General features: G+C 65.2%; 24 protein-coding genes and 1 tRNA gene. 12 read left to right on the top strand and 13 right to left on the bottom strand.

Translation table 11 applies throughout. The features are described from left to right. Positions 1-3: 3 nt before the first annotated feature. The 5 genes from QX048_RS13395 (at position 4) to ptsN (ending at position 5,376) form a co-directional block, all read left to right on the top strand. Positions 4-696: an LptA/OstA family protein gene (locus QX048_RS13395; RefSeq protein ID WP_315825671.1), complete on the top strand. Its 693-nt coding sequence runs from the start codon at positions 4-6 to the stop codon at positions 694-696. 352 nt (positions 697-1,048) lie between these two features. Further along, entirely contained in the window at positions 1,049-2,062 is a 1,014-nt protein-coding gene (gene lptB / locus QX048_RS13390) for an LPS export ABC transporter ATP-binding protein (protein ID WP_315716871.1), read from the top strand. A 212-nt stretch (positions 2,063-2,274) separates the two neighbouring features. Next, positions 2,275-3,912: an RNA polymerase factor sigma-54 gene (rpoN, locus tag QX048_RS13385; RefSeq protein ID WP_315825669.1), complete on the top strand. Its 1,638-nt coding sequence runs from the start codon at positions 2,275-2,277 to the stop codon at positions 3,910-3,912. A 72-nt stretch (positions 3,913-3,984) separates the two neighbouring features. Beyond that, positions 3,985-4,587, top strand: coding sequence for a ribosome hibernation-promoting factor, HPF/YfiA family (hpf, locus tag QX048_RS13380; RefSeq protein ID WP_315741249.1), 603 nt, complete (start codon positions 3,985-3,987; stop codon positions 4,585-4,587). Positions 4,588-4,914: 327 nt separating this feature from the next. After that, positions 4,915-5,376, top strand: coding sequence for a PTS IIA-like nitrogen regulatory protein PtsN (ptsN, locus tag QX048_RS13375; protein WP_315716874.1), 462 nt, complete (start codon positions 4,915-4,917; stop codon positions 5,374-5,376). On the opposite strand, the gene QX048_RS13370 is transcribed toward ptsN, so the two are convergent. The 10 genes from QX048_RS13370 to QX048_RS13325 form a co-directional block, all read right to left on the bottom strand. Beyond that, positions 5,337-6,209 carry a hypothetical protein gene (locus QX048_RS13370; protein WP_315750472.1) on the bottom strand — a complete coding sequence of 291 codons (873 nt, stop codon included), beginning with the start codon at positions 6,207-6,209 and terminating at the stop codon, positions 5,337-5,339. The genes ptsN and QX048_RS13370 overlap by 40 nt on opposite strands. Positions 6,210-6,520: 311 nt before the next feature. Continuing rightward, entirely contained in the window at positions 6,521-7,027 is a 507-nt protein-coding gene (locus QX048_RS13365) for a GNAT family N-acetyltransferase (protein WP_315750471.1), read from the bottom strand. A gap of 161 nt (positions 7,028-7,188) precedes the next feature. Continuing rightward, a complete protein-coding gene (locus QX048_RS13360) occupies positions 7,189-7,452 on the bottom strand; it encodes a DUF1150 family protein (protein WP_009026315.1) in 264 nt (87 codons plus the stop codon). Between the two features lie 58 nt (positions 7,453-7,510). Continuing rightward, entirely contained in the window at positions 7,511-7,936 is a 426-nt protein-coding gene (locus QX048_RS13355) for an Hsp20 family protein (RefSeq protein WP_006613108.1), read from the bottom strand. A 134-nt stretch (positions 7,937-8,070) separates the two neighbouring features. Then, entirely contained in the window at positions 8,071-9,150 is a 1,080-nt protein-coding gene (locus QX048_RS13350) for a sn-glycerol-3-phosphate import ATP-binding protein UgpC (protein ID WP_315750470.1), read from the bottom strand. 113 nt (positions 9,151-9,263) lie between these two features. Beyond that, positions 9,264-10,112 (bottom strand): sn-glycerol-3-phosphate ABC transporter permease UgpE, encoded by an 849-nt coding sequence (gene ugpE, locus QX048_RS13345; RefSeq protein ID WP_315716878.1) that lies wholly within the window; start codon positions 10,110-10,112, stop codon positions 9,264-9,266. Further along, positions 10,112-10,993 (bottom strand): sn-glycerol-3-phosphate ABC transporter permease UgpA, encoded by an 882-nt coding sequence (ugpA, locus tag QX048_RS13340; RefSeq protein ID WP_315716879.1) that lies wholly within the window; start codon positions 10,991-10,993, stop codon positions 10,112-10,114. The genes ugpE and ugpA overlap by 1 nt, the downstream gene beginning before the upstream one ends. A gap of 50 nt (positions 10,994-11,043) precedes the next feature. After that, positions 11,044-12,363 (bottom strand): sn-glycerol-3-phosphate ABC transporter substrate-binding protein UgpB, encoded by a 1,320-nt coding sequence (ugpB, locus tag QX048_RS13335; protein ID WP_316200457.1) that lies wholly within the window; start codon positions 12,361-12,363, stop codon positions 11,044-11,046. Between the two features lie 202 nt (positions 12,364-12,565). After that, complete coding sequence (locus QX048_RS13330) at positions 12,566-13,768, bottom strand: CaiB/BaiF CoA-transferase family protein (RefSeq protein ID WP_315825665.1); 1,203 nt, start codon at positions 13,766-13,768, stop codon at positions 12,566-12,568. Between the two features lie 121 nt (positions 13,769-13,889). Then, positions 13,890-14,315: an organic hydroperoxide resistance protein gene (locus QX048_RS13325; RefSeq protein ID WP_009026309.1), complete on the bottom strand. Its 426-nt coding sequence runs from the start codon at positions 14,313-14,315 to the stop codon at positions 13,890-13,892. Positions 14,316-14,484: 169 nt separating this feature from the next. Here QX048_RS13325 and QX048_RS13320 point away from each other — a divergent pair, with 169 nt between their 5' ends. After that, the gene (locus QX048_RS13320; protein WP_315750467.1) at positions 14,485-14,946 is read left to right on the top strand and encodes a MarR family transcriptional regulator; all 462 of its coding nucleotides are present in this window, start codon (positions 14,485-14,487) and stop codon (positions 14,944-14,946) included. A 7-nt stretch (positions 14,947-14,953) separates the two neighbouring features. Here the strand turns inward: QX048_RS13320 and QX048_RS13315 are convergent, their stop codons facing one another. The 3 genes from QX048_RS13315 to QX048_RS13305 form a co-directional block, all read right to left on the bottom strand. Continuing rightward, positions 14,954-15,190: a GIY-YIG nuclease family protein gene (locus tag QX048_RS13315; RefSeq protein WP_316166375.1), complete on the bottom strand. Its 237-nt coding sequence runs from the start codon at positions 15,188-15,190 to the stop codon at positions 14,954-14,956. A gap of 415 nt (positions 15,191-15,605) precedes the next feature. Continuing rightward, a tRNA-Ala gene (locus tag QX048_RS13310) sits at positions 15,606-15,681 on the bottom strand. Between the two features lie 81 nt (positions 15,682-15,762). Then, complete coding sequence (locus QX048_RS13305; protein WP_316170022.1) at positions 15,763-16,167, bottom strand: TIGR02300 family protein; 405 nt, start codon at positions 16,165-16,167, stop codon at positions 15,763-15,765. A 151-nt stretch (positions 16,168-16,318) separates the two neighbouring features. On the opposite strand from QX048_RS13305, the gene aroA reads away from it, so the two are divergent. From aroA to QX048_RS13275, 6 genes are all read left to right on the top strand, one after another. Further along, positions 16,319-17,656 carry a 3-phosphoshikimate 1-carboxyvinyltransferase gene (gene aroA, locus QX048_RS13300; protein ID WP_316170023.1) on the top strand — a complete coding sequence of 446 codons (1,338 nt, stop codon included), beginning with the start codon at positions 16,319-16,321 and terminating at the stop codon, positions 17,654-17,656. Continuing rightward, on the top strand, positions 17,653-18,291 hold the full coding sequence (cmk, locus tag QX048_RS13295) for a (d)CMP kinase (protein ID WP_316166372.1): 639 nt from the start codon (positions 17,653-17,655) through the stop codon (positions 18,289-18,291). The genes aroA and cmk overlap by 4 nt, the downstream gene beginning before the upstream one ends. 248 nt (positions 18,292-18,539) lie before the next feature. After that, a complete protein-coding gene (gene rpsA, locus QX048_RS13290) occupies positions 18,540-20,249 on the top strand; it encodes a 30S ribosomal protein S1 (RefSeq protein WP_315716886.1) in 1,710 nt (569 codons plus the stop codon). A gap of 206 nt (positions 20,250-20,455) precedes the next feature. Then, entirely contained in the window at positions 20,456-21,436 is a 981-nt protein-coding gene (gene sppA / locus QX048_RS13285; protein ID WP_315825664.1) for a signal peptide peptidase SppA, read from the top strand. A 169-nt stretch (positions 21,437-21,605) separates the two neighbouring features. Further along, positions 21,606-21,923 carry an integration host factor subunit beta gene (locus QX048_RS13280; protein WP_315716888.1) on the top strand — a complete coding sequence of 106 codons (318 nt, stop codon included), beginning with the start codon at positions 21,606-21,608 and terminating at the stop codon, positions 21,921-21,923. A gap of 77 nt (positions 21,924-22,000) precedes the next feature. Next, positions 22,001-22,393 (top strand): lipopolysaccharide assembly protein LapA domain-containing protein, encoded by a 393-nt coding sequence (locus QX048_RS13275; protein WP_315716889.1) that lies wholly within the window; start codon positions 22,001-22,003, stop codon positions 22,391-22,393. The last annotated feature ends 12 nt before the right edge of the window (positions 22,394-22,405 follow it).

Below are 22,405 nucleotides of genomic sequence, written 5' to 3'. Positions count from 1 at the left end.
CTCATGACCACGTGCCGTTTCATTCCCGTAGCGATTCGCGGCGCCGGCTTCGCCGCGCTGGCGTTGCTCGCGCTTGCCGACTCATCGCAGGCGCAGAGCGCGACCACCGGCGTGCCCAACGCGCTGCAGGGGTTCTCGCAGAATCGCGACCAGCCGATCCAGATCGAGGCCGCCGCGCTCGAGATGCGCGACAAGAAGAAGGAGGCGACCTTCACCGGCAACGTCAAGGTCGTGCAGGGCGACACCACCATGACCTCGAAGTCGCTGGTGGTGTTCTACGACGGCGGCGCCCAGCCGGGCGGCGCCAAGGCGACCAAGGCCACGCCGGCGGCGACGCCTGGGCCGGACGGCAGCTCGGCGATCCGCCGTCTCGAGGCGCGCGGCGACGTCAAGGTGACCCAGAAGGACCAGGTCGTGACCGGCGAGACCGCGGTCTACGACACCAAGACCAACATGATCTCGATGCAGGGCGGCGTGGTGCTGACCCAGTGCAAGAACGTGATGCGCGGCGACCGGCTGACGGTGGACATGACCACCGGCGTGTCGCGCGTCGAATCCGACAGCGGGCGCGGCGTCCAGGTGCTGCTGCCGCAGGCGGGCGCGGGCGCGGGCGCCGGCGGCGGCTGCGGTTCGTCGACGGCCTCGGCTCCAGGCAGCGCCGCGCCGCTGCAGCTCGGTCCAGGCAAATCGAAGTGACTTCAATTATTTAGCAAAACGCCGGCGGCCCAGTTGAACCGCGCCGCTGCTGCCTCTATCTAGCGAGCGGGCGGTTCTGTCGCAGGGCCGATGCAACGGGAGGCCGTGGAACCCATTGCGTGGCTGCGAAAGAGTGATGCCGGACACGATTGCGATCTTGCGATCGGTCGCCTGCGTGGCGACCGCGACTTCGCCGTCAGACGACAAACTCCGAAGCGCGGCCTGCCGCGCTTTGGCCGGCCTCGCGCTCCCTGTGATCCGCGAGAGGTGAGATGCGTTCGCTCGCGGTGAGCGGGCGAGCCAGCGCTGCGGTCGATGACGGGCAGCCTCGAAGGGCGTAAGCGAAGCGGGGATGGTGGATCTACTCGGCATGTTTCGTGGGCGTCCCGCCAAGCGCGGCCAGCGAGGCTCCTCGCGCCGGCGCGACGACATCACGGCCATGGACGATCCGTTCGGCAATTCCTACAGCGATGATCCGCTCGCCGCGCTCGCCGACTCCGTGCGCGATGAAACGGTGCCGCGCATCAATCCGCGCTCGCCGCAGAACACCGAGCAGATCCAGCGCAAGCGGCCGGCCTCGCAGCCGATGCCAGCCAGGCCGCGCAACAATGGCGCGGGGGGCGGTCCGCAACTGCTGCGCCGGCCGGGCTTCCTCGCCGTGCATTCGATCGAGAAGAGCTTTGGCAGCCGCCAGGTCGTGCGCGGCGTCTCGATCTATGTCCGCCGCGGCGAGGCCGTCGGCCTGCTCGGGCCGAACGGCGCCGGCAAGACCACCGTGTTCTACATGATCACCGGCCTGATCAAGGCCGATCGCGGCGCCATCGAGCTCGATGGCCATGACGTCACGCGGCTGCCGATGTATCAGCGCGCGCGGCTCGGCATCGGCTACCTGCCGCAGGAGGCCTCGATCTTCCGCGGCCTCACCGTCGAGCAGAACATCCGCGCCGTGCTCGAAGTGGTCGAGCCGTCGCGCAAGAAGCGCGAGCGCGAGCTCGACGCGCTGCTGGAAGAATTCACCATCACGCGGCTGCGCAAGTCGCCGTCGATCGCACTGTCCGGCGGCGAGCGTCGCCGCGTCGAGATCGCCCGCGCGCTGGCGACGCGCCCGAACTACATGCTGCTCGACGAGCCGTTCGCCGGCATCGATCCGATCGCGGTCGGCGACATCCAGCAGCTGGTGCGCCATCTCACCAACCGCGGCATCGGCGTGCTCATCACCGACCATAACGTCCGCGAGACGCTCGGCCTCACCGACCGCGCCTACATTGTGTACGCTGGGCAGATTCTCACCGAAGGCAGCCCGGAGGAGATCGTCGCCGATCCCGACGTGCGCCGGCTGTATCTCGGTGAGGAATTCCGGCTGTAGGATTGCCGACGCGGTATTCGCAGGCTTTTGTCGCGACCGCGACAAGCGACGCAACCACTACGATCAATGCTGTTTCCAGCGAGTCCTCGCGGGCCGGTAACTGCGTCTTCCGCGCGCGCCATACTCCGTTTTTCTTATTCGTCAAGCCGTGTACATCGCGCGCGGATTAGGATAAGCAAGAATTGGACCAGTAAGGGAATGTTCTTGCTCCCATGGCGTTGACGCAGAGATTAGAATTCCGCCAGTCGCAGTCGCTGGTGATGACGCCGCAGCTGATGCAGGCGATCAAGCTGCTGCAACTGTCCAATCTCGACCTCTCCACGTTCGTCGAAGAGGAGCTGGAGCGCAATCCGCTGCTGGAGCGGGCCAGCGACGGTCCGGAAGCGCCGGTCGCGGGCGAGCAGCAGATGTCCGAGCGCGCCGAGTTCTCGGAAGGTGGCGAGACCGGCGGCGACGATTTCGGCGAGGCCGGCGGCAGCGGCGGCGACAGCTTCGAGGGCGCCCAGGAAGACTGGATGAGCCGCGATCTCGGCACCCGTACGGAGATCGAACAGACGCTCGACACCGGACTCGACAACGTGTTCTCCGAGGAGCCGGCGGAGGCCGCCGCGCGCAATGCGCAGGACGCCGCGCCGACCACCTACACCGAATGGGGCGGTGGCGCCTCGGGCGACGAGGACTACAATCTCGAAGCCTTTGTCGCGGCCGAGACCACGCTGTCGGATCATCTCGCCGAGCAGGCGGCGGTGGCCTTCACCGCGCCGGCCGACCGCATGATCGGCCAGTACCTGATCGATCTCGTGGACGAGGCCGGCTATCTGCCCGCCGATCTCGGCCAGGCCGCCGACCGCCTCGGCGCCGAGCAGGCCGACGTCGATGCGGTGCTCGGCGTGCTGCAGACCTTCGATCCGCCCGGCATCTGCGCCCGCAATTTGAGCGAATGTCTCGCGATCCAGCTGCGCGAGCTCGACCGCTACGATCCGGCGATGCAGGCGCTGGTCGAGCACCTCGATCTCCTGGCCAAGCGCGACTTCGTCGCTCTTCGCAAGCTGTGCGGCGTCGACGACGAGGACCTCGTCGACATGATCGGCGAGATCCGCAGGCTCGACCCGAAGCCGGGGCTGAAGTTCGGCACCACGCGCACACAGACCATGGTGCCCGACGTCTACGTGCGCCCGGGTCCCGACGGCGGCTGGCTGGTCGAGCTCAACAGCGACACGCTGCCGCGCGTCCTGGTGAACCAGCACTATTACTCCGAGCTGTCGAAGACGATCCGCAAGGACGGCGACAAGTCCTACTTCACCGACTGCCTGCAGAATGCGACGTGGCTGGTGCGCGCGCTCGATCAGCGCGCCCGCACGATCCTGAAGGTGGCGACCGAAATCGTGCGCCAGCAGGACGGCTTCTTCACCCACGGTGTCGCGCATCTGCGGCCGCTCAACTTGAAGGCCGTTGCGGATGCGATCCAGATGCATGAATCAACCGTGTCGCGCGTCACCGCCAACAAATACATGGCGACGAATCGCGGCACGTTCGAGCTGAAATATTTCTTCACCGCCTCGATCGCATCGGCTGATGGCGGCGAGGCGCACTCGGCGGAAGCCGTGCGGCATCACATCAAGCAATTGATCGATGCGGAAGATCCCTCCGCAATTCTCTCCGATGACACCATCGTCGAGAAGCTGCGGACCGCCGGCATCGACATCGCCCGCCGCACGGTCGCGAAATACCGGGAGGCGATGCGGATCCCGTCCTCGGTGCAGCGCCGCCGCGACAAGCAGAGCATGCTGGCGCATGCCCTCTCGGCTCCCGCCAGCGCCGACCGCACCCGGGATGCCGCGTCAGTTTGACCGCTGCGCAAGATTGCGCCTTAACCAAATAGGCTTAGTGTCATACTTGGTTCACATGAATCGAGGCGACACATGACCCTGCGGATTTCCGGAAAGAGCATCAGCGTCAGCGAAGCGCTGCGTGGGCGCGTCAGCGAGCGCACCGACGAAGTCTTGCGAAAATACTTCGACGGCAACTATTCCGGCCATGTCACGCTCTCCAAGGACGGTTTCGGGTTCAAGACCGATTGCGCGCTGCACCTCGATTCGGGCATCACCCTCGAGGCCGAATCGAACGCGCCGGACGCCTATGCCAGCGCCGACCAGGCGCTCCTGATGATCGAGAAGCGCCTGCGCCGCTACAAGAGCCGGCTGAAGGACCGCTCGGGGCGCAAATCCCACGCCGCCAATGCGGCGCTCGCCAATCTCGACGGCGCGGTGCTGGATGCGCCGAGCTACGTGATCGAGGCGCCGGCCGAGGGCGACGAGGAGATCACCGGCTACAGCCCGGTGATCATTGCCGAGAACACCACGGCGTTGAAGCGCCTGTCGGTGTCCGAAGCCGTGATGGAGCTCGATCTTTCGGGCGCGCCCTGCATGGTGTTTCAGCACGGTTCCAGCGGCCGGGTGAACATCATCTACCGCCGCGCCGACGGCAATATCGGCTGGGTCGATCCGCCGGCGGTGAAACCGTAGCCGCGCGGACGCCTTCCAGGGATCTCCGGGCGGCGCGAAAACCGGTTCCCGATCAGGTGGTTGGCGGACCGGTTGCGACGTCACGCCACGGCAATGAAGGGATGCGATCAAGCGGTTGGGGCGCTGGCGCCTTCAGGCCGCCACGCTCCGGCGATCTTTAAGGATAGGCTGCGGGAACGCGCTTGCGGGTGTTGGCACGGCCGTTGCGTTGGGGTAGAAGCCCACCCATCGGACACGGGTTAAGCCCGCCTGCCGCCTCAGCTTCTTGACGCCGGTCTGTCCCGACCTATTTCGCACCCTGACGGTTCAATCACCTCGGAACGCCCTATGCCGATTACCGATCTGGTCGCACCCGAGGCGATCGTGCCGGCTTTGAAGGTCATCAGTAAGAAGCAGGCGCTGCAGGAGCTTGCCGCGCGCGCGGCCGCGCTGACCGGGCAGAACGAGCGCAACGTGTTCGAAGTGCTGCTGCAGCGGGAGAAGCTCGGAACCACGGCCGTCGGGTATGGCGTCGCGATTCCCCACGGCAAGCTGCCGAAGCTGGAGAAGCTGTTCGGCCTGTTCGCCCGGCTGGAGCGGCCGATCGATTTTGAGGCCATGGACGGCCAGCCGGTCGATCTGGTGTTCCTGCTGCTGGCGCCGGAAGGCGCCGGCGCCGACCATCTGAAGGCCCTGGCGCGGATCGCCCGGCTGCTCCGCGACCAGGATGTCGCCAAGAAGCTCCGTGCCTCGCGCGACGCCCAGGCGATCTATTCGGTGTTGGCGCTGCCGCCCGCTTCCGCCGCCTGACGTCGTATCGCGCCGCCCCGCAAGGACCGACAAAGCCTGCTGGCGAGCCTCCGCGCGGCCCCGAGCCCGTTCGTCCGCGCGGGCGTGTGCAACGGCGTCGGCTCGTAGCCGAACTCGACGACGAGCTCCTGGAATGCCTCGCTGCGGAGCAGGTCGAAATGATGCGGCATCATTCGCTCCTTGTAGATGCCGACCTTCCGGCCGCGTCCCGACGACGTCAGGCCGCGGCCGAGCACATCGAGCTCCGCGGCCGTCTTGCGCGGAAGTCCCAGGTAGTCGCAGATGCGGTTAAGGACAGGAAACGACGACCGCGCCACATCGTCGATCGCGAGCTCTGAATAGAGCTCTTCGAACTTCACGGTCAGGCAGGCTGGCGAGTCCAGCCAGCTCATGAACTTCTTGATGCCCGATCGGGGCAAAGAGAGGAGGGTCGATGTGATTCGGGAGGCGTCATCGGGGTGAGCGGCCGATCCGGCCGACCGCAGATAGGCGTTCCACTTCCGCATCTTCGGGTAGGCCGCCGAGTGGTAGACGAAGTCGACCCAGCTCACGACGATGTCGCGGGGGTCGCGGACGATGAACAGCATCTTGTGTTCTGGTCTGCCCAGGAGGTATTGCTCGAGATACGGACAATACTCGGTGTGCGAGGCGCAGGAATAGCCGGAGCGCAGGGCCGACGCCCAGAGCGGGGCCGGAAGCGCGCGTCCGTAGTCGAGCGAACCGTCGGGATTCAGCTTGCTGATCGATGACGTGTAGGTGTGATAGCCGACATCGACATGACCGCCCAGCGCTCTGACGAGTTCGACCAGCAGGTACGTCCCCGCTTTCGGCACGCTGTTGCAGATGACGTAGTAAGGGCTTGGCCCCGGCGGAGGACTGTCAAGAAAGACGTGCCGATTGGGTAGGGTCCCGAGCGCAAGCTCTCGAAAGACGCCTGCATCAAGCCGTGATTCATGCATCTGCCATCCCTACACATGCTCGTCACACATCGGACTAGCGCGTGCCGCAACAGGGACAACTTAAGGATTGGACACCTTCGCCTTAAACCGGGTCGGATTGTATCTGGTTGTCAAATCGACCGTTCCGGACATCGACGGAAACAATTTCTCCAAAGCACTTCCGCAGCCGCTTCGTCCTTGGCCGGCTATCGCAATGATCTCGCCATGTAGCGCACCGTCTTGGCGCCGCCATGGATGCCGGCCGTCGCCAGCGGCGCGAAGCCGAGCGCAGCATGAAACGCGTCCGACTGCGGATTGGGCGGATCCAGATTGACCTCGCAGACGATGCGGTCGTGGCCCGCCGCGGTCGCCTCCCGAATCAGCTCCTCATAGAGCTGCCGCGCCAGGCCCCGGCCGCGGGCGGCCGGCGCCACCACGATGCGGTCGACATAGACGAACCGATCGTAGCGCGCGCGAAACCAGCGGTGATTGGGATTATCGTAGACGGCGGCGTGGTCGAGCGCGATCATCAGCGCATCGGCCCTGCCAATTCGCCAGGCCAGCCATGCCCGATCGAGCAGCTGCATGAGCGTTTCGGGCGTGAGCCACGACAGCTCGGAGGCATGCGCATTGTTGAGCGCGAGCAGCGCGTCCGCAAGCGCAGGATCTGCACGCAGTCCGGCCGGGCTCATGGGTGTCGTCATCAAGGTCATGCGCGGCCATCGTTACGAGCAGAAAAAAGGGCCGTCCCCGTTTCCAGGGACCGCCCTCGTGTCAGTCCGTGAGCTGCATGCTCCTCGTGAGCATCGCGTCTCAATGAGCGTTGAGTCTCACGAGAAGCGGCCGTTGTCAGCGCTGCGGCTCGGCCTTTGCGTCAGTGGACGCTCACGGCCTGGAGTTCGTGACTCCACGCATTCGCGATCGCCGCTTCGCGGCTGTCGGTGAGCATGATCGGCGTGCCGTCGGCGGCATGCAAGGCGAACAGCTTCAGTCCCGGCGCGATGTGCGGCGCCTGCGGAAACAGTCCCGGTACGTCCTCGGAGCGGATCTGCTTCACGTAAGCGATGTGGCCCTCGCCCAAGGTCGCCAGCGACTCCAGGGAGACGGGGGATTCCGACGCAACATTACCTTCAGTCATGGTCTCGACTCCTTCTGAGACTCAAGCGGTCGAGTCCGCTACTCGTTCCATCAAACCATTATTCGTGTTCATTGATCGCTATTGTCTTAACGATCCGCTCAGGCTCTGGCCTGGCCAGATCGACCGACAACAGCCCGTTCTTCAGGTCCGCACCAAGCACATGCATTCCCTCCGCCAGCACGAAGGTGCGCTGGAAGTGGCGCGCGGCGATGCCGCGATGAATGTATTGCCTGGTCTTGTCGTCCTGCTGCCGGCCGCGGATGACGAGCTGGTTTTCCTCAATGGTGACATCGAGTTGGTCGCGGGTGAAACCCGCCACCGCCAGCGTGATCCGCAGACGCTCGGGCTGGCCATTGGTGCGTTCGAACCGCTCGATATTGTAGGGCGGATAGCCGTCGGCACCTTTGACGACGCGGTCGAGCACGCGCTCGATCTCGTCGAAGCCCAGCAGGAACGGACTGGAGAGCGAAGGAACACGAGACATGGTTTACAAAGTCCTCTCGAAGCGACTTTGATGTATCAGGGCCCTGACGGCACCCCTTGAGCAGCAATATGGGCACGATCCGGGGCGCGTTCAAGCACCCCGAATGCGCCGGAACAGCCTGTCTGTGGAAGGGTTTAAACGGACAGCCGCTGACGGCCGTCGGCCGAGAACAGATGCAGCTTGGCCCGCGGTGCCACGGCGCGAATCCGTGCGCCGATCTCCGGCGCGGCGGTACCCGGCAGCCGCACGATGATGTCGTTGGCGGTCGCGGAGAGCCGGTCATCGCTGCCCGTGTCCTGGCGTGCGCCGTAGACATAGGTCTCGGCGCCGACATGCTCGATCGCCTCGACGCGGAGGTCGAGCCCGATCCCGCCCGCCGGAACGGTGTCGCCAAGCTGGAAATCCTCAGGCCGGATGCCGAGCTGGCCCGCTTCTTGGGGAACCGCGTCGGCGCCGAGCAACTGGGCGCGCACGCCATCGGTCGGCATCAGGTTCATCGGCGGCGCGCCGATGAAGGACGCGACGAAGGTGGTGGCTGGACGCTGATAGATCTCGAGCGGATTGCCGATCTGCTCGACCTTCCCGCCGTTCATCACCACCAGGATGTCGGCGAGCGTCATCGCCTCGAGCTGGTCGTGGGTGACGTAGATCGCGGTGGTGTTGAGCCGGCGCTGCAGCTTGCGGATCTCGACCCGCATCGCGATGCGCAGCTTGGCGTCGAGGTTCGAGAGCGGCTCGTCGAACAGGAACACCTTGGGCTGGCGCACGATGGCGCGGCCCATCGCCACGCGCTGGCGCTGGCCGCCGGAGAGCTGGCGCGGCTTCCGCTCGAGCATGGTGCCGAGCTCGAGGATGCGTGCGGCGTCCTCGACCCGCGTCCTGATCTCCTTTTCCGCCATGCCGCGATTGCGCAGGCCGTAGGCCATGTTGTTGTAGACGGTCATGTGCGGATAGAGCGCGTAGTTCTGGAACACCATCGCGATGTCGCGATCCGCCGGCTCGATCGCATTGACGATGCGGCCGCCGATGTCGATCTCGCCCGAGGTGATCGTCTCGAGCCCCGCGACCATCCGCAGCAGGGTGGATTTGCCGCAGCCCGACGGCCCGACTAGCACGCAGAACTGACCGTCGCCGACATCGACATCGACGCCTTTGATGGCTTCGAAGCCGCCCTGGTAGACCTTGCGGACGTTGCGGAGGGTGACGTTGGCCATTGGTGGTTACCTAGCGAATAGCGAATGGGGAGTGGCGAATAGGGAAGGGGACGAAGCGAGCCGTTGCGCGAACATCCCTATTCGCCACTCGCCATTCGCTATTCGCCCCTTCGTCACTTTTCCGTCTCCACCAGCCCCTTGACGAACAGGCGCTGCATGACGACGACGACGAACACCGGCGGCAGCATCGCGAGCACGGCCGTCGCCATCACGATCGGCCACTCGGTCAGCGCGTCGGTCGTCGTGATCATCTTGCGGATGCCGATCTGGATGGTCTGCATGTCGTCGCGCGTCGTGATCAGCAGCGGCCAGAGATATTGGTTCCAGCCGAGGATGAACAGGATCACGAACAGCGCCGCCATGTTGGTGCGCGACAGCGGCAGCAGGGTGTCCCAGAAGAAGCGGAACGGCCCGGCGCCGTCGATGCGGGACGCCTCCAGCAGCTCGTCCGGCACCGTCATGAAGAACTGGCGGAACAGCAGCGTGGCGGTGGCGGACGCGATCAGCGGCAGCGCGAGCCCGGCATAACTGTCGAGCATGTGGAGGTCGGCGACGATCTTGTAGGTCGGATAGATGCGCACCTCGACCGGCAGCATGAGGGTGATGAAGATGAGCCAGAAGATCGCCATGCGGAACGGGAAGCGGAAGTAGACGACCGCATAGGCCGAGATGATCGAGATCGCGATCTTGCCGACGGCGATCAGCAGCGCCATGACCAGCGAGTTCAAAAGCATGGTCGCAACCGGCTCGCGGGTCGAGCCGCTCGTGCCAACGAAGATCGTCTGATAGTAGGTCGACAGGAAGTGCCCGCCAGGCAGCAGCGACATCTGCCCGTTGGCGATCACCGCATTGTCCTGCGTCGAGGCGACGAATGCGAGATAGACCGGGAACGCGACGATCGCGATTCCGATCCACAGGATGGCGTGCGCGACGTAGCGTCGAATGCCTTCTTGCTCGACCATCAGTAGGTCACCTTGCGCTCGACGAAGCGGAACTGGATCGCCGTCAGCACGATGACGATGACCATCAGAACGACGGATTGTGCGGCCGACGAGCCGAGATTGCCGCCGAGCAGGCCATCGGTATAGACCTTGTAGACCAGCGTCTCGGTGGATTTGCCAGGACCACCGCGGGTCATCGTGTCGATGATGCCGAAGGTCTCGAAGAAGGCGTAGACGATGTTGATGACCAGCAGGAAGAAGATGGTCGGTGACAGCAGCGGGAAGGTCACGGTCCAGAACCGCCGCATCGGCCGCGCGCCGTCGATCGCGGCCGCCTCGAGCACGCTCCGGGGGATGCTCTGCAGCCCGGCGAGGAAGAACAGGAAGTTGTAGGAGATCTGCTTCCAGGCGGCCGCGAGGATGATCTGCAGCGCCGCCTGGTCGCCGTCGAGCAGCGGATTCCAGTCGATGCCAACAGCGCGCAGATAGCGCGAGATCACGCCGAGCGACGGGTGGAGCATGAAGATCCAGAGCACGCCCACCACCGGCGGCGCCACGGCATAGGGCCAGATCAGCAGCGTCCGGTACAGCGTGACGCCGCGCAACGGCTTATCCGCCATGACCGCGAGCAGCAGTGCGACCGACAGCGACGAGAGCGCGATCGCGAAGGAGAAGCCGAAGGTGCGGAGAATGGCCTGGAAATAGTCCGGCTGGCTGAGCAGGTCGGCGTAGTTCTCGAACCAGACGAAGCTCGTGGACAGGCCGAACGCGTCCTGCAGCAGGAACGACTGGATGACGGCCTGGATCGCGGGCCAATAGAAGAAGATCAGCACGATCGCGAGCTGGGGAGCGACCAGCACGAACGGCAGCAGTTTTGACTGAAAGATGGCGTTCTTCTGCATGGTCGGTCGGCGAACCGGCAGGCCGCGGGGCGGCCTGCCGGCTCATGGCCTCACTTCACGGCCGTCTTTTCGAACTGGCGCAGCATCTGGTTGCCGCGCTCGACGGCGGCGTCCAGCGCCTGCTTGGCGGTCTTCTTGCCGGCCAGGGCCTGCTCGATTTCCTCCGACCAGACGTCACGCAGCTGCACCATGTTGCCCAGACGCAGGCCGCGGGAATTCTCCGTCGGTTCCTTGTTGGTCAGTTCGAGCAGGGGCGTCTCCAGATGGGGCTGATCCTTGTAGAAGCCCTCGGCCTTGGCCTTGGCGTAGGCCGCCTTGGTGATCGGCAGATAGCCCGAGGCCTTGTGGATGTAGACCTGACGATCGGTGTCCGAGAGGAAGGTCAGGAACTTCGCCACGCCCTTGTATTCGTCCGCGCTCTTGCCGCCCATCACCCAGAGCGAGGCGCCGCCGATGATCGAGTTCTGCGGCGCGCCCTTGGCGTCCGGATAATACGGCATCGGCGCGGCGGTGAAGGCGAACTTGGCCTGGGCCTTGACGTTGCCGAAGAACGCCGACGAGGTCAGGTAGATCGGGCATTCGCCCGAGGTGAAGCGGCCCTCACCGGTGTTGGTGCGGCCGGCATAGTCGTAGGTCTTGTCCTTCTGCAGCTCGACCAGGTTTTCGAGATGCTTGACCTGCAGCGGACCGTTGAACTCCAGCACGGTGTCGAAGCCGTCGAGACCGTTCGCCTTGCTGGCCAGCGGCACGTTGTGCCAGGCGGAGAGCTGCTCGAGATTGACCCAGGTGACCCACGAGCCCGAGAAGCCGCAGGTCGCATGGCCGGCCGCCTTCAGCTTCTTGGCGGTCTCGAACAGTTCGGGCCAGGTCTTCGGGATCTCGGCGTTGACCTTCTTCAGCTCGTCGAGATTGACCCACATCACCGTGGAGGACGAGTTGAAGGGGAACGACAGCATCTCACCCTTGGAGGTCGAGTAGTAGCCCGTGATCGCAGGCAGATAGCTCTTCGGGTCGAACGTCTCGCCGGCGTCCTGCATCAGCTTGTAGACCGGCTTCACGGCGCCGGTGGCGGCCATCATGGTGGCGGTGCCGACCTCGAACACCTGCATGATGTGGGGCGCATTGCCGGCGCGGAAGGCGGCGATGCCGGCATTCATCGTGTCGGCGTAGTTGCCCTTGTAGGTCGGGACGACCTTGTAGTCGGATTGCGAGGCGTTGAAATCGTTGGCGAGCTTGACGATGACGTCGTTGTTGGCGCCGGTCATCGCATGCCACCACTGGATTTCGGTCACGGCATGCGCAGGGGCTGCGGCGCTCAGGACCAGCGTGACTGCCGCAGTCGCGGCCGTCCAGAATTGGCGAAGTGACATTAAAGAATACCTCCCGTGAAACGTCATCGGCGTCGCGGCCGTAGCAGCGCGAGATGACAGTTTCGTGAATGTATAACCGGTTGGATCGTCAGCGGAAAGCGCGTTCATCGCGGCGGAACGCAGCGACTTGCGGGAGACGGTGCCGCGCCGGGGCGATGCCCCGGCCGGCGCTGGCGGTGAGAGACGACAGGCTGATGGCGCCTCAGCGCTTGCGCTCGGCGCACACCGTGCCCTGGGACAGCAGCGCCTCGATCTCGCTCGGCGTGTAACCGAACTCGGTCAGCACCTCCTGCGCGTGCTGACTGAACTTCGGCGGGGTGGAGCGCAGGCTCGGCTTGGTGCGTTCGAGCCGGATCGGCGACGCGACGCCCTTGTACCAGTCCTTCTCGATGACATCGCCGCGGTAGATCGTGTGCGGATTGGTCAGCGCCTGGTCGATCTTCTGCACGGGTCCTGCCGGCAGACCGGCCGCGAGCAGCCGGTCGCACAGCGGCTCCGCCTCGAACTGGCTGAACACGGCGGCAAGCTCGGCGCGCAGCGCCTCGCGATTGGCGACGCGATCCTTGTTGCGGGCGAAGCGCGGATCGGTGCCGAGTTCGGGGCGGCCGATCTCCTTGGCGAGCTTGCGGAAGGTGCCGTCATTGCCGACGCCGATGAAGATATCGTCGGTCTTGGTCGCGAAGATCGCATACGGAACGAGGTTCGGGTGCTCGTTGCCGGTCAGCGACGGCGGCTTGCCATGCATGAAGTAGTTTGCGGTATGCGGATGCATGATCGCGAGACCGGTCTCATACAGCGTGACCTCGAGGAACTGACCGATGCCCGAGCGCTGCCGCTCCGACAGCGCCATCAGGATGCCGATCGCGGCATAGAGTCCGGTGGTGATGTCGACCAGCGGCACGCCGATCCGCATCGGTCCGCTCTGCGGCGAACCGGTCGCCGCGATCATGCCGGTCATCGCCTGGATGATCGCGTCGTAGCCGGGATTGCCGCCGCGCGGGCCATCCGCGCCGAAGCCGCAGATGCGGCAGTGCACCAGCTTGGGGAATGTCTCGCGCAGCGTGTCGCTGCCGATGCCCCATTTCTCCAAGGTGCCAGGCTTGAAGTTCTCGATCAGCACGTCGGCCGTCTCGAGCATCCGCATCAGCACGGCGCGGCCGCCCTCTGAGGCGAGATCGAGGCCGATCGAGCGCTTGTTGCGGTTGATCCCGACGAAATAGGCGGCGTCCTCATCGTGGAAGGGCGGACCCCAGTCACGCACCTCGTCGCCGGCCGGCGGCTCGACCTTGATCACGTCGGCGCCGTGATCGGCCAGGATCTGCGTGCAATAGGGGCCGCCGAGCACGCGCGTCAGATCGATCACGCGCAGGCCGGCCATGGCGCCGGGAGCAAATTGGGGTGTCATCGGATGTCGCGAGGTTGGTTTCAGCTCGCGATCATTAAGCATTGCTGCGGCGGCGGCGCAAACGGGGGCTGCCATGCGGCAGGACAACGGAGGCCGTCCTGCCGCATGACGGAATTGAAGCTCAGACGACGCTCAGCTTGACGTCGACATTGCCGCGCGTGGCGTTGGAATAGGGGCACACCTCGTGCGCCTTGGCGACCAGCGCTTCGGCGTCGGCCTTGGCGAGTCCGGGCAGCGACACTGCGAGCTCGACGGTGATGCCGAAGCCGCCTTCGGAGCGCGGGCCGATGCCGACCGTCGAGGTCACCGACGTGTCGGCGGGAACCTTGGGGCCGCCCTGCGAGCCGACGAACTTCATCGCGCCGATGAAGCAGGCTGCGTAGCCGGCCGCAAACAACTGCTCCGGATTGTTGCCGGCACCGCCGCCGCCGCCGAGCTCCTTCGGGGTGGAAAGCTTGACCTTGAGCGAGCCGTCGAGGGTAGCGGCTTCGCCGTCGCGGCCGCCGGTGGCCTTGGCGCTGGTCTTGTAGAGCACGTTCACGGACATGGGTGTCTCCTGGTTGGATGGACGAATTCAGCGCGGCCATATTGCACACAATTAGATTGTGTACCATATAATTGTTCGGTAGAAAATTCGTGATCGGTGCGCCGGGCCCGTTGTCGATCCGAGGCGTGCGGGCTCAAGATGCCGATAGGATCGACCTGTGGTGACCTCGATGCGAAAGAAGTCCGCGGCAGACCTGCCGCTCCAGCTCGGCAACCAGCTCTGCTTCGCAGTCTATTCGACCGCGCACGCCTTCAACCGCGTCTACAAGCCCCTGCTCGACCGCCTTGGCCTGACCTATCCGCAATATCTGGTCATGCTGGTGCTGTGGGAGCAGGACGGCTTGACGGTGAAGGACATCGGCGCGCGGCTGTTCCTCGACTCTGGCACGCTGACGCCGCTGCTGAAGCGGATGGAGGCTACGCACCTGATCAAGCGGACCCGGTCGGCGGAGGACGAGCGTCAGGTGATCGTCACCCTCACCGCCCAGGGCGCGGGCCTGCGCGACAAGGCAAGGTCGATCGTGCCGCCCGCGATCCTGGATGCGACGGGCTGCTCGATCGCCGAGCTGGCCGACCTGCACGGCAAGCTGGTGCGGCTGCGGGAGCGGCTCGATGCGGTTGTGGAGGGGTGAGGGGGCTCTAAAGGCGCTTCTTCGCGAAAGCCCGGCCTGAACCCGACTTGAGATATTTCTCGAAGGCAAATGCCTGCTTCACATCGCTGAAGGCAACGTAGGTCTTGAGCCGCCAAGGCCGAAACTTCGATGTGTGCGGGACTTCACCGGCATTGTGCTTCGTGACGCGGGCCGGAACGTCGTCGGTGATGCCTGCGTAGAAATGCTCGCCGTTGAGACTTTCCAGGATGTAAACGAACTTCATCGCAGGCCGCCCTCGACCCTTCACGGGCGCGAATGTGGCAGGTCGTGCTGCGTGGCGTCCAGAGCTTGGATGGGCTGAACTGCTCAGTCGACTGATGAAGGGGCATCATGGCCCGGAGCCTAGTCCGCCTTCGCCTTCCCGCCTCCGCCCAAGAGGGCTACGGCGTCCAGGCTACGGCGCGACAGCCTTCACTCGCTTCGCGCAACTGAGAGTTTGGGGTGGCTTGCCGAGCCGAAGCTCGCGAAGCGATGGGGAGAGAGCATTATCGCCCGGAGCCCAAGTCCGCCTTCGTCTTCCCGCCTCCGCCCAAGGGGGCTTCGGCGTCCAGACTACGGCGCGACAGCCTTCGCTCACTTCGCGCAACTGGCAGATTGGGGTGGCTTGCCGAGCCGAAGCTCGCGAAGCGAGCGAAGGCTGGTGGAGCCAGGCGGGATCGAACCGCCGACCTCTTGCATGCCATGCAAGCGCTCTCCCAGCTGAGCTATGGCCCCTGAACCGAGCCGGCGGTCTGGGTGACCGCCGGGGAGCACCGTGAACCACAGTTCGCGGCTGATCTCAAGTGTCTTCGACGATTATTCTTCGTCGCCGCCGACATCACCGATGATGTCGGTCACGTCCTCGTCGCCTTCTTCCTCGTCGGCGATGAAGGTCGAGTCGTCATCCTCGTCGTCGTCGAGCGTCTCGTCGATCTCGATGTCGTCCTCCGATTCGGGAACGACGGCCTTGACCTTGCCGGAGCTCTCCTCGGCGTCGGCCTCCTCGAGCGGCACCAGCTCCTCGGCCTCCGCGGGCTCGACCACGTCGGCCGCCGCAGCAGCGCGCGCAGCCTCGCCGCGCATGGCGCGGGTGGGCGCGATCGGCGCAATCGGCACGACCTCGCCGGTGTAGGGCGAAATCACCGGGTTCTTGTTGAGGTCGTAGAACTTTTTGCCCGTCGTCGGGCAAATGCGTTTGGTTCCGAGCTCGGATTTGGCCACGTGCAGGCGTCCTGGCAATGTCTGAAAAGCGGTGTCTCACTTGGCTAGTTGCCGCGCCGCTGTCAATAGCGCTGTCAACGGGAAAATCACCGCTCGTGACGGAGGGCGGGGGCTGTGATACCTGCCGCGTCCGAAACACGAGGATCCCGCCGTGAGCACGTCAATCGCCCCGACTCCCCTGGAATCACGCGCCTCAGGGCCCCTCTCGGGCACGATTCGCGTGCCTGGCGACAAGTCGATCTCGCACCGGGCGCTGATCCTGGGGGCGCTGTCGGTCGGTGAGACCCGGATTTCCGGCCTGCTCGAGGGCGAGGACGTCCTCAACACCGCCAAATCGATGCGATCCCTGGGTGCCAAGGTCGAGCGCACCGGCGATTTCGCGTGGACCGTCCGTGGCGTCGGGGTGGGCGGCTTCGCCCAGCCGAGCGCGCCGCTGGATTTCGGCAACTCCGGCACCGGCTGCAGGCTGGTGATGGGCGCCGTGGCCGGTTGCCCGATCACGGCCGTTTTCGACGGTGATGCCTCGCTGCGCAGCCGTCCGATGCGGCGCATCCTCGACCCGCTGGTGCTGATGGGGGCGAAGGTGACCGCCAGCGCCGAGGGCGGCAAGCTTCCGTTAACCCTGCAGGGCGCCGGCAACCCGGTGCCGATCGAGTACCGTACGCCGGTGGCTTCGGCCCAGATCAAGTCGGCGGTGCTGCTCGCGGGCCTCGCCGCGCCCGGTGTGACCACCGTGATCGAGCAGGAGGCCAGCCGCGACCACACCGAGCTGATGCTGAAGCATTTCGGCGCGGAGATCGTGACCACGCCGGAAGGGTCTCATGGCCGCCGCGTCGCACTGACCGGCCAGCCGGAGCTGCGTGGTGCGCCAGTGATCGTTCCCGCCGACCCGTCCTCGGCCGCGTTCCCGCTGGTCGCCGCGCTGATCGTCGACGGCTCGGACCTCGTGCTGTCGGACGTGATGACCAACCCGCTGCGCACCGGCCTGTTCACGACCTTGCGCGAGATGGGCGCCTCGATCGAGGAGGACGACGTCCGCGGCGATGCCGGCGAGCCGATGGCCCGCCTGCGCGTGCGCGCCTCGAAGCTGCGCGGCGTCGTGGTGCCGCCCGAGCGGGCGCCGTCGATGATCGACGAATATCTCGTCTTGGCCGTCGCCGCCGCCTATGCCGAGGGCACGACCATCATGCGCGGCCTGCATGAGCTGCGCGTCAAGGAATCCGACCGGCTGGAGGCCACCGCGGCGATGCTGCGTGTCAACGGCGTCAAGGTCGAGATCACCGGCGACGATCTGATCGTCGAGGGCCGCGGTCACGTGCCGGGCGGCGGCATCGTCGCGACCCACATGGACCACCGCATCGCGATGTCCGCCCTGGTGATGGGTCTCGCCTCCGACAAGCCGGTCAGGGTCGACGACACCGCCTTCATCGCCACCAGCTTCCCCGATTTCATCCCGCTGATGTGCAAGGCGGGCGCGGATTTCGCATGATCATCGCCATCGACGGCCCGGCGGCCTCGGGCAAGGGCACCCTGGCCAAGCGTCTCGCGGCGCATTACGGCCTCAGGCATCTGGATACGGGCGTGATCTACCGGGCGGTCGCGCATGCGCTACTGACCGCCGGCATCGACCTCAAGGACGAGGCGCGGGCGGCGGACGTCGCCATGAGCCTGGATCCCTCGAGCTTCGACAATCCGGCGCTGAGGTCGCACCAGGTCGGGTCCGCGGCCTCGGTGGTATCGGCGTTGCCGAAAGTGCGCGAAGCGCTGGTGGCTTTCCAGCGCCAGTTCGCAAGCCGGCCGCCCGGTGCCGTGCTCGACGGCCGCGACATCGGAACCGTGATCTGCCCGGACGCCGAGGTGAAGATCTACGTCGTCGCCGATCCCCGCATCCGGGCGCATCGTCGCACCCTCGAGGCGCTTTCACGTGGGGAACCGGCCGATGAGGCTGCCATTCTGGCCGACATCCTGGCGCGCGACGAGCGTGACCAGAACCGGGCCGTCGCGCCTTTAAAACAAGCCCCGGATGCTTACTTGCTTGACAACTCCCATTTGGATATAGAAGGCGGCGTCCGGGCCGCCATCGATATCGTCGAGGCCGTTCGAGCGGGCCGCCAGCGGGTTTGATTTCCGCCGGCGTCATTGGAGGAATGCCCGCTCCCGCCCTTGACCGTCGATAGCTCGATTGCGGTTCAATCGAGTCCGATCATCCGGACGCACTTCATACGTATCGCATGTGCAGGCACTGCCGGCCCGCGTCGTTTGCGCTTATAGCGCGGCGCGCGGACGTCTGGGGATTTGTGGACCTCCAGGCACTGTCCATTCGATGCGCCGATCAACCCAAGCTGGCGAGAATGTCCGCATCTGGAGAACAAATGGCTTCGAGTACCTCTGCTTCTTCCTACAATCCCAGCCGCGATGATTTCGCCGCGATGCTGGACGAGTCCTTCACGAAGGGCAACCTGCAGGAAAGCTCTGTCGTCAAGGGCAAGGTTGTTGCGATCGAGAAGGACATGGCCGTCATCGACGTCGGCCTGAAGACCGAAGGCCGCGTGGCGCTGCGCGAATTCGCCGGGCCCGGCCGTGACAGTGAATTGAAAGTCGGCGACGAGGTCGAAGTGTTCCTCGATCGCATCGAGAACGCACTCGGCGAAGCGGTGCTGTCGCGCGACAAGGCGCGCCGCGAAGAGAGCTGGGGCAAGCTCGAGAAGGCGTTCCAGAACAACGAAAAGGTCAACGGCGTCATCTTCAACCAGGTCAAGGGCGGCTTCACCGTCGACCTCGACGGTGCCGTGGCCTTCCTGCCGCGCTCGCAGGTCGACATCCGTCCGATCCGCGACGTCGCGCCGCTGATGAACAACTCGCAGCCGTTCCAGATCCTCAAGATGGACCGCCGCCGCGGCAACATCGTCGTGTCGCGCCGCACCGTGCTGGAAGAGACCCGCGCCGAGCAGCGCCAGGAGCTGGTGCAGAACCTCGAAGAGGGTCAGGTCATCGACGGCGTCGTCAAGAACATCACCGATTACGGTGCGTTCGTCGACCTCGGCGGCATCGACGGCCTGCTGCACGTCACCGACATCGCCTGGCGCCGTGTCAACCATCCGACCGAGGTGCTCAGCATCGGTCAGACGGTCAAGGTCAAGATCATCAAGATCAACCACGAGACGCACCGCATCTCGCTGGGCATGAAGCAGCTCTTGGACGATCCGTGGCAGGGCATCGAGGCCAAGTACCCGCTGCAGGCCCGCTTCCACGGTCGCGTCACCAACATCACCGACTACGGCGCGTTCGTCGAGCTCGAGCCGGGCATCGAAGGCCTGATCCACGTCTCCGAGATGTCGTGGACCAAGAAGAACATGCACCCCGGCAAGATCGTGTCGACCTCGCAGGAGGTCGAAGTGCAGGTGCTCGAGGTCGACAGCGTCAAGCGCCGCATCTCGCTCGGCCTCAAGCAGACCATGCGCAATCCGTGGGAGGTCTTCGTCGAGAAGCATCCGACGGGTTCGGTGGTCGAGGGCGAGGTCAAGAACAAGACCGAGTTCGGCTTGTTCCTGGGTCTCGAAGGCGACGTCGACGGCATGGTCCATCTGTCGGATCTCGACTGGAAGCTGCCGGGCGAGCAGGTCATCGACAACTACAAGAAGGGCGACATGGTCAAGGCCGTGGTGCTCGACGTCGACGTGGAGAAGGAGCGCATCTCGCTCGGCATCAAGCAGCTCGAAGGCGATCCCTTCGCCGAGCCGGGCGATGTCAAGAAGGGCGCGGTCGTCACTTGCGAGGTGCTCGACGTCAAGGACGGCGGCATCGACGTCAAGATCACCGGCACCGACTTCACCACCTTCATCAAGCGCTCCGAGCTGGCGCGCGATCGCAACGACCAGCGCACCGAGCGGTTCGCCGTCGGTGAGAAGGTCGATGCCCGCGTGATCCAGTTCGACAAGAAGGCCCGCAAGGTGCAGGTGTCGATCAAGGCGCTGGAAGTCGCAGAAGAGAAGGAAGCCATCGCGCAGTACGGCTCGTCCGATTCGGGCGCCACGCTGGGCGACATTCTCGGCACCGCGCTCAAGAACCGCGACTCGAAGTAAGCCTTCGCGTCCTGCGATCAGATCAAAGCCCCGGCGCAAGCCGGGGCTTTTTTGTTCCAGCGAGGCAAGGATGCGCGTGCCGGCCGCGCGGATCCGGCCTCGCCGCGGGCCTTCCTTTCTTCATATTGCGCCGCGATTGATGTAATCGGATAACGAGATATTCAGGCTGCGGATGCAAAACGCGCCGAGACTTCCAGGAGCTGTCCATGTCGCTTGATTCGGATGTGATCGTCGATCGCCGCAGGCTGCGCCGCAAGCTGACGTTCTGGCGCGTCGTCGCGGTGCTGATTGCGATTGCGGCTCTGTCCGCCATCGGTCTCGCCATGTCGCCGCGCGGCCGCACCGTGCTCTCGACCTCCGGCTCGATCGCCCGCGTCAATATCGAGGGCCTGATCCGCAGCGACCATGAGCGCGTCGAGGCGCTGGAGCGGCTCGAAAACTCCTCGGCCGAAGCCGTCATCGTTCACATCAATTCGCCGGGCGGCACCACCGCCGGCTCCGAGCAGCTCTACGATTCGCTGGTCCGGCTGAAGGCGAAGAAGCCGCTGGTCGTCGTCGTGGAAGGCCTCGCGGCGTCCGGCGGCTACATCGGCGCGATCGCTGCCGACCACATCGTCGCGCAGCAGAGTTCGCTGGTCGGCTCGATCGGCGTGCTGTTTCAATATCCCAATGTCGGCGAGCTGTTGAAGACGGTCGGCGTGAAGATCGAGGAGGTCAAATCCTCGCCGCTGAAGGCCGCCCCCAACGGCTACGAGCCGACCAGCCCGGAAGCGCGTGCGGCGCTCGACGCCCTGGTCAAGGATTCCTATGCCTGGTTCCGCGGACTGGTGAAGGACCGCCGCGCCATGAACGATGAGCAGTTGGAGAAGGTGGCCGATGGCCGCGTCTTCACCGGCAGGCAGGCGATCGAGCTGAAGCTGATCGACGAGCTCGGCGACGAGAAGACCGCGGTCGCTTGGCTCGTCGCCAACAAGAACGTCAAGAAGGACCTTCCGGTGCGCGACTACAAGCTCACGCCGCGGTTCGGCGATCTCACCTTCCTGCGAACGGCCACCTCGATCGCGCTCGACGCCGTCGGCCTCTCCGGAATCGCCCGCCAGATCGAGCGCACCGGCGTGGTCCAGGCGGTGGACCGGATCGGTCTCGACGGCATGCTCGCGCTCTGGACGCCCGCGCCGGGCAATTGAACCCGCAAAGACCATTCCCAGGGCAATCTTCCCGCTTCGCGTGTGCCGTGGCGAGACCCCGTACCGGGCCTCGCACCCCGATTCACGGCCGCGATGAATGATTTAGCGTCTTGACAGTCCAGCATATTTTCACGGAAATGGGACCTGTCTCCCCGGGTACATTTTCTCGATGATCAAATCCGAGCTTGTTCAGCGTATCGCCGAGCACAACCCGCATCTCTACCAGCGGGATGTCGAGAACATCGTCAATGCGATCCTCGATGAGATCGTCGCGGCGCTCGCCCGCGGTGACCGCGTCGAGTTGCGCGGCTTCGGCGCCTTCTCGGTCAAGCATCGGCCGGCCCGCGCCGGGCGCAACCCACGGACCGGAGCTCATGTCCCGGTGGACCAGAAAAGTGTCCCGTTCTTCAAAACGGGCAAGGAAATGCGCGAGCGGCTGAACCGGGACAATCCCGCCGGCGCCGCGGCTGACGACGCCGACGATTGAAGCATCTCGCGCCGGCCGTGCTAATCGTCTGCGGCTGATCTCGAGGCGAATCCGGCCTGACTGACACGAGCGAGCGCATGCGAAAATTCTTCACTGTCGTGGTCGTCCTTCCGCTGCTGGTGCTGTTCGTCATCTTCGCGGTCGCCAATCGGCATTTCGTTACCGTATCGTTTGATCCCTTCAACGCGACTGATCCGGCGCTCTCGGCGTCGGTCCCGCTGTTCGCCTTGATCATCGCCGTCGCGATCCTGGGCGTGATCGCGGGTGGCTGTGCCACCTGGATCGGCCAGCGCCGCTGGCGGCGGGCCGCGCGCCGCCATCAGGCCGATGCCGAAGCGGCCCGCGCGCAGGTGGCGCAGTTGAGCGCCGCGGCGCGTGCAAAACAGGGCTCTGCGCAATCTCTGGTTCCAGCTGCGCCGGCGCGGCTTTTCGCCCCTTATGGGCGAGACAAGCAGGGCGTCGCGTTGTAGAAGGCGCGAAAG

This window comes from Bradyrhizobium sp. SZCCHNS30572, from assembly GCF_032484415.1.
In the GTDB taxonomy this organism is placed as follows: domain Bacteria; phylum Pseudomonadota; class Alphaproteobacteria; order Rhizobiales; family Xanthobacteraceae; genus Bradyrhizobium.
This window is presented reverse-complemented; position numbering and strand designations above follow the sequence as displayed.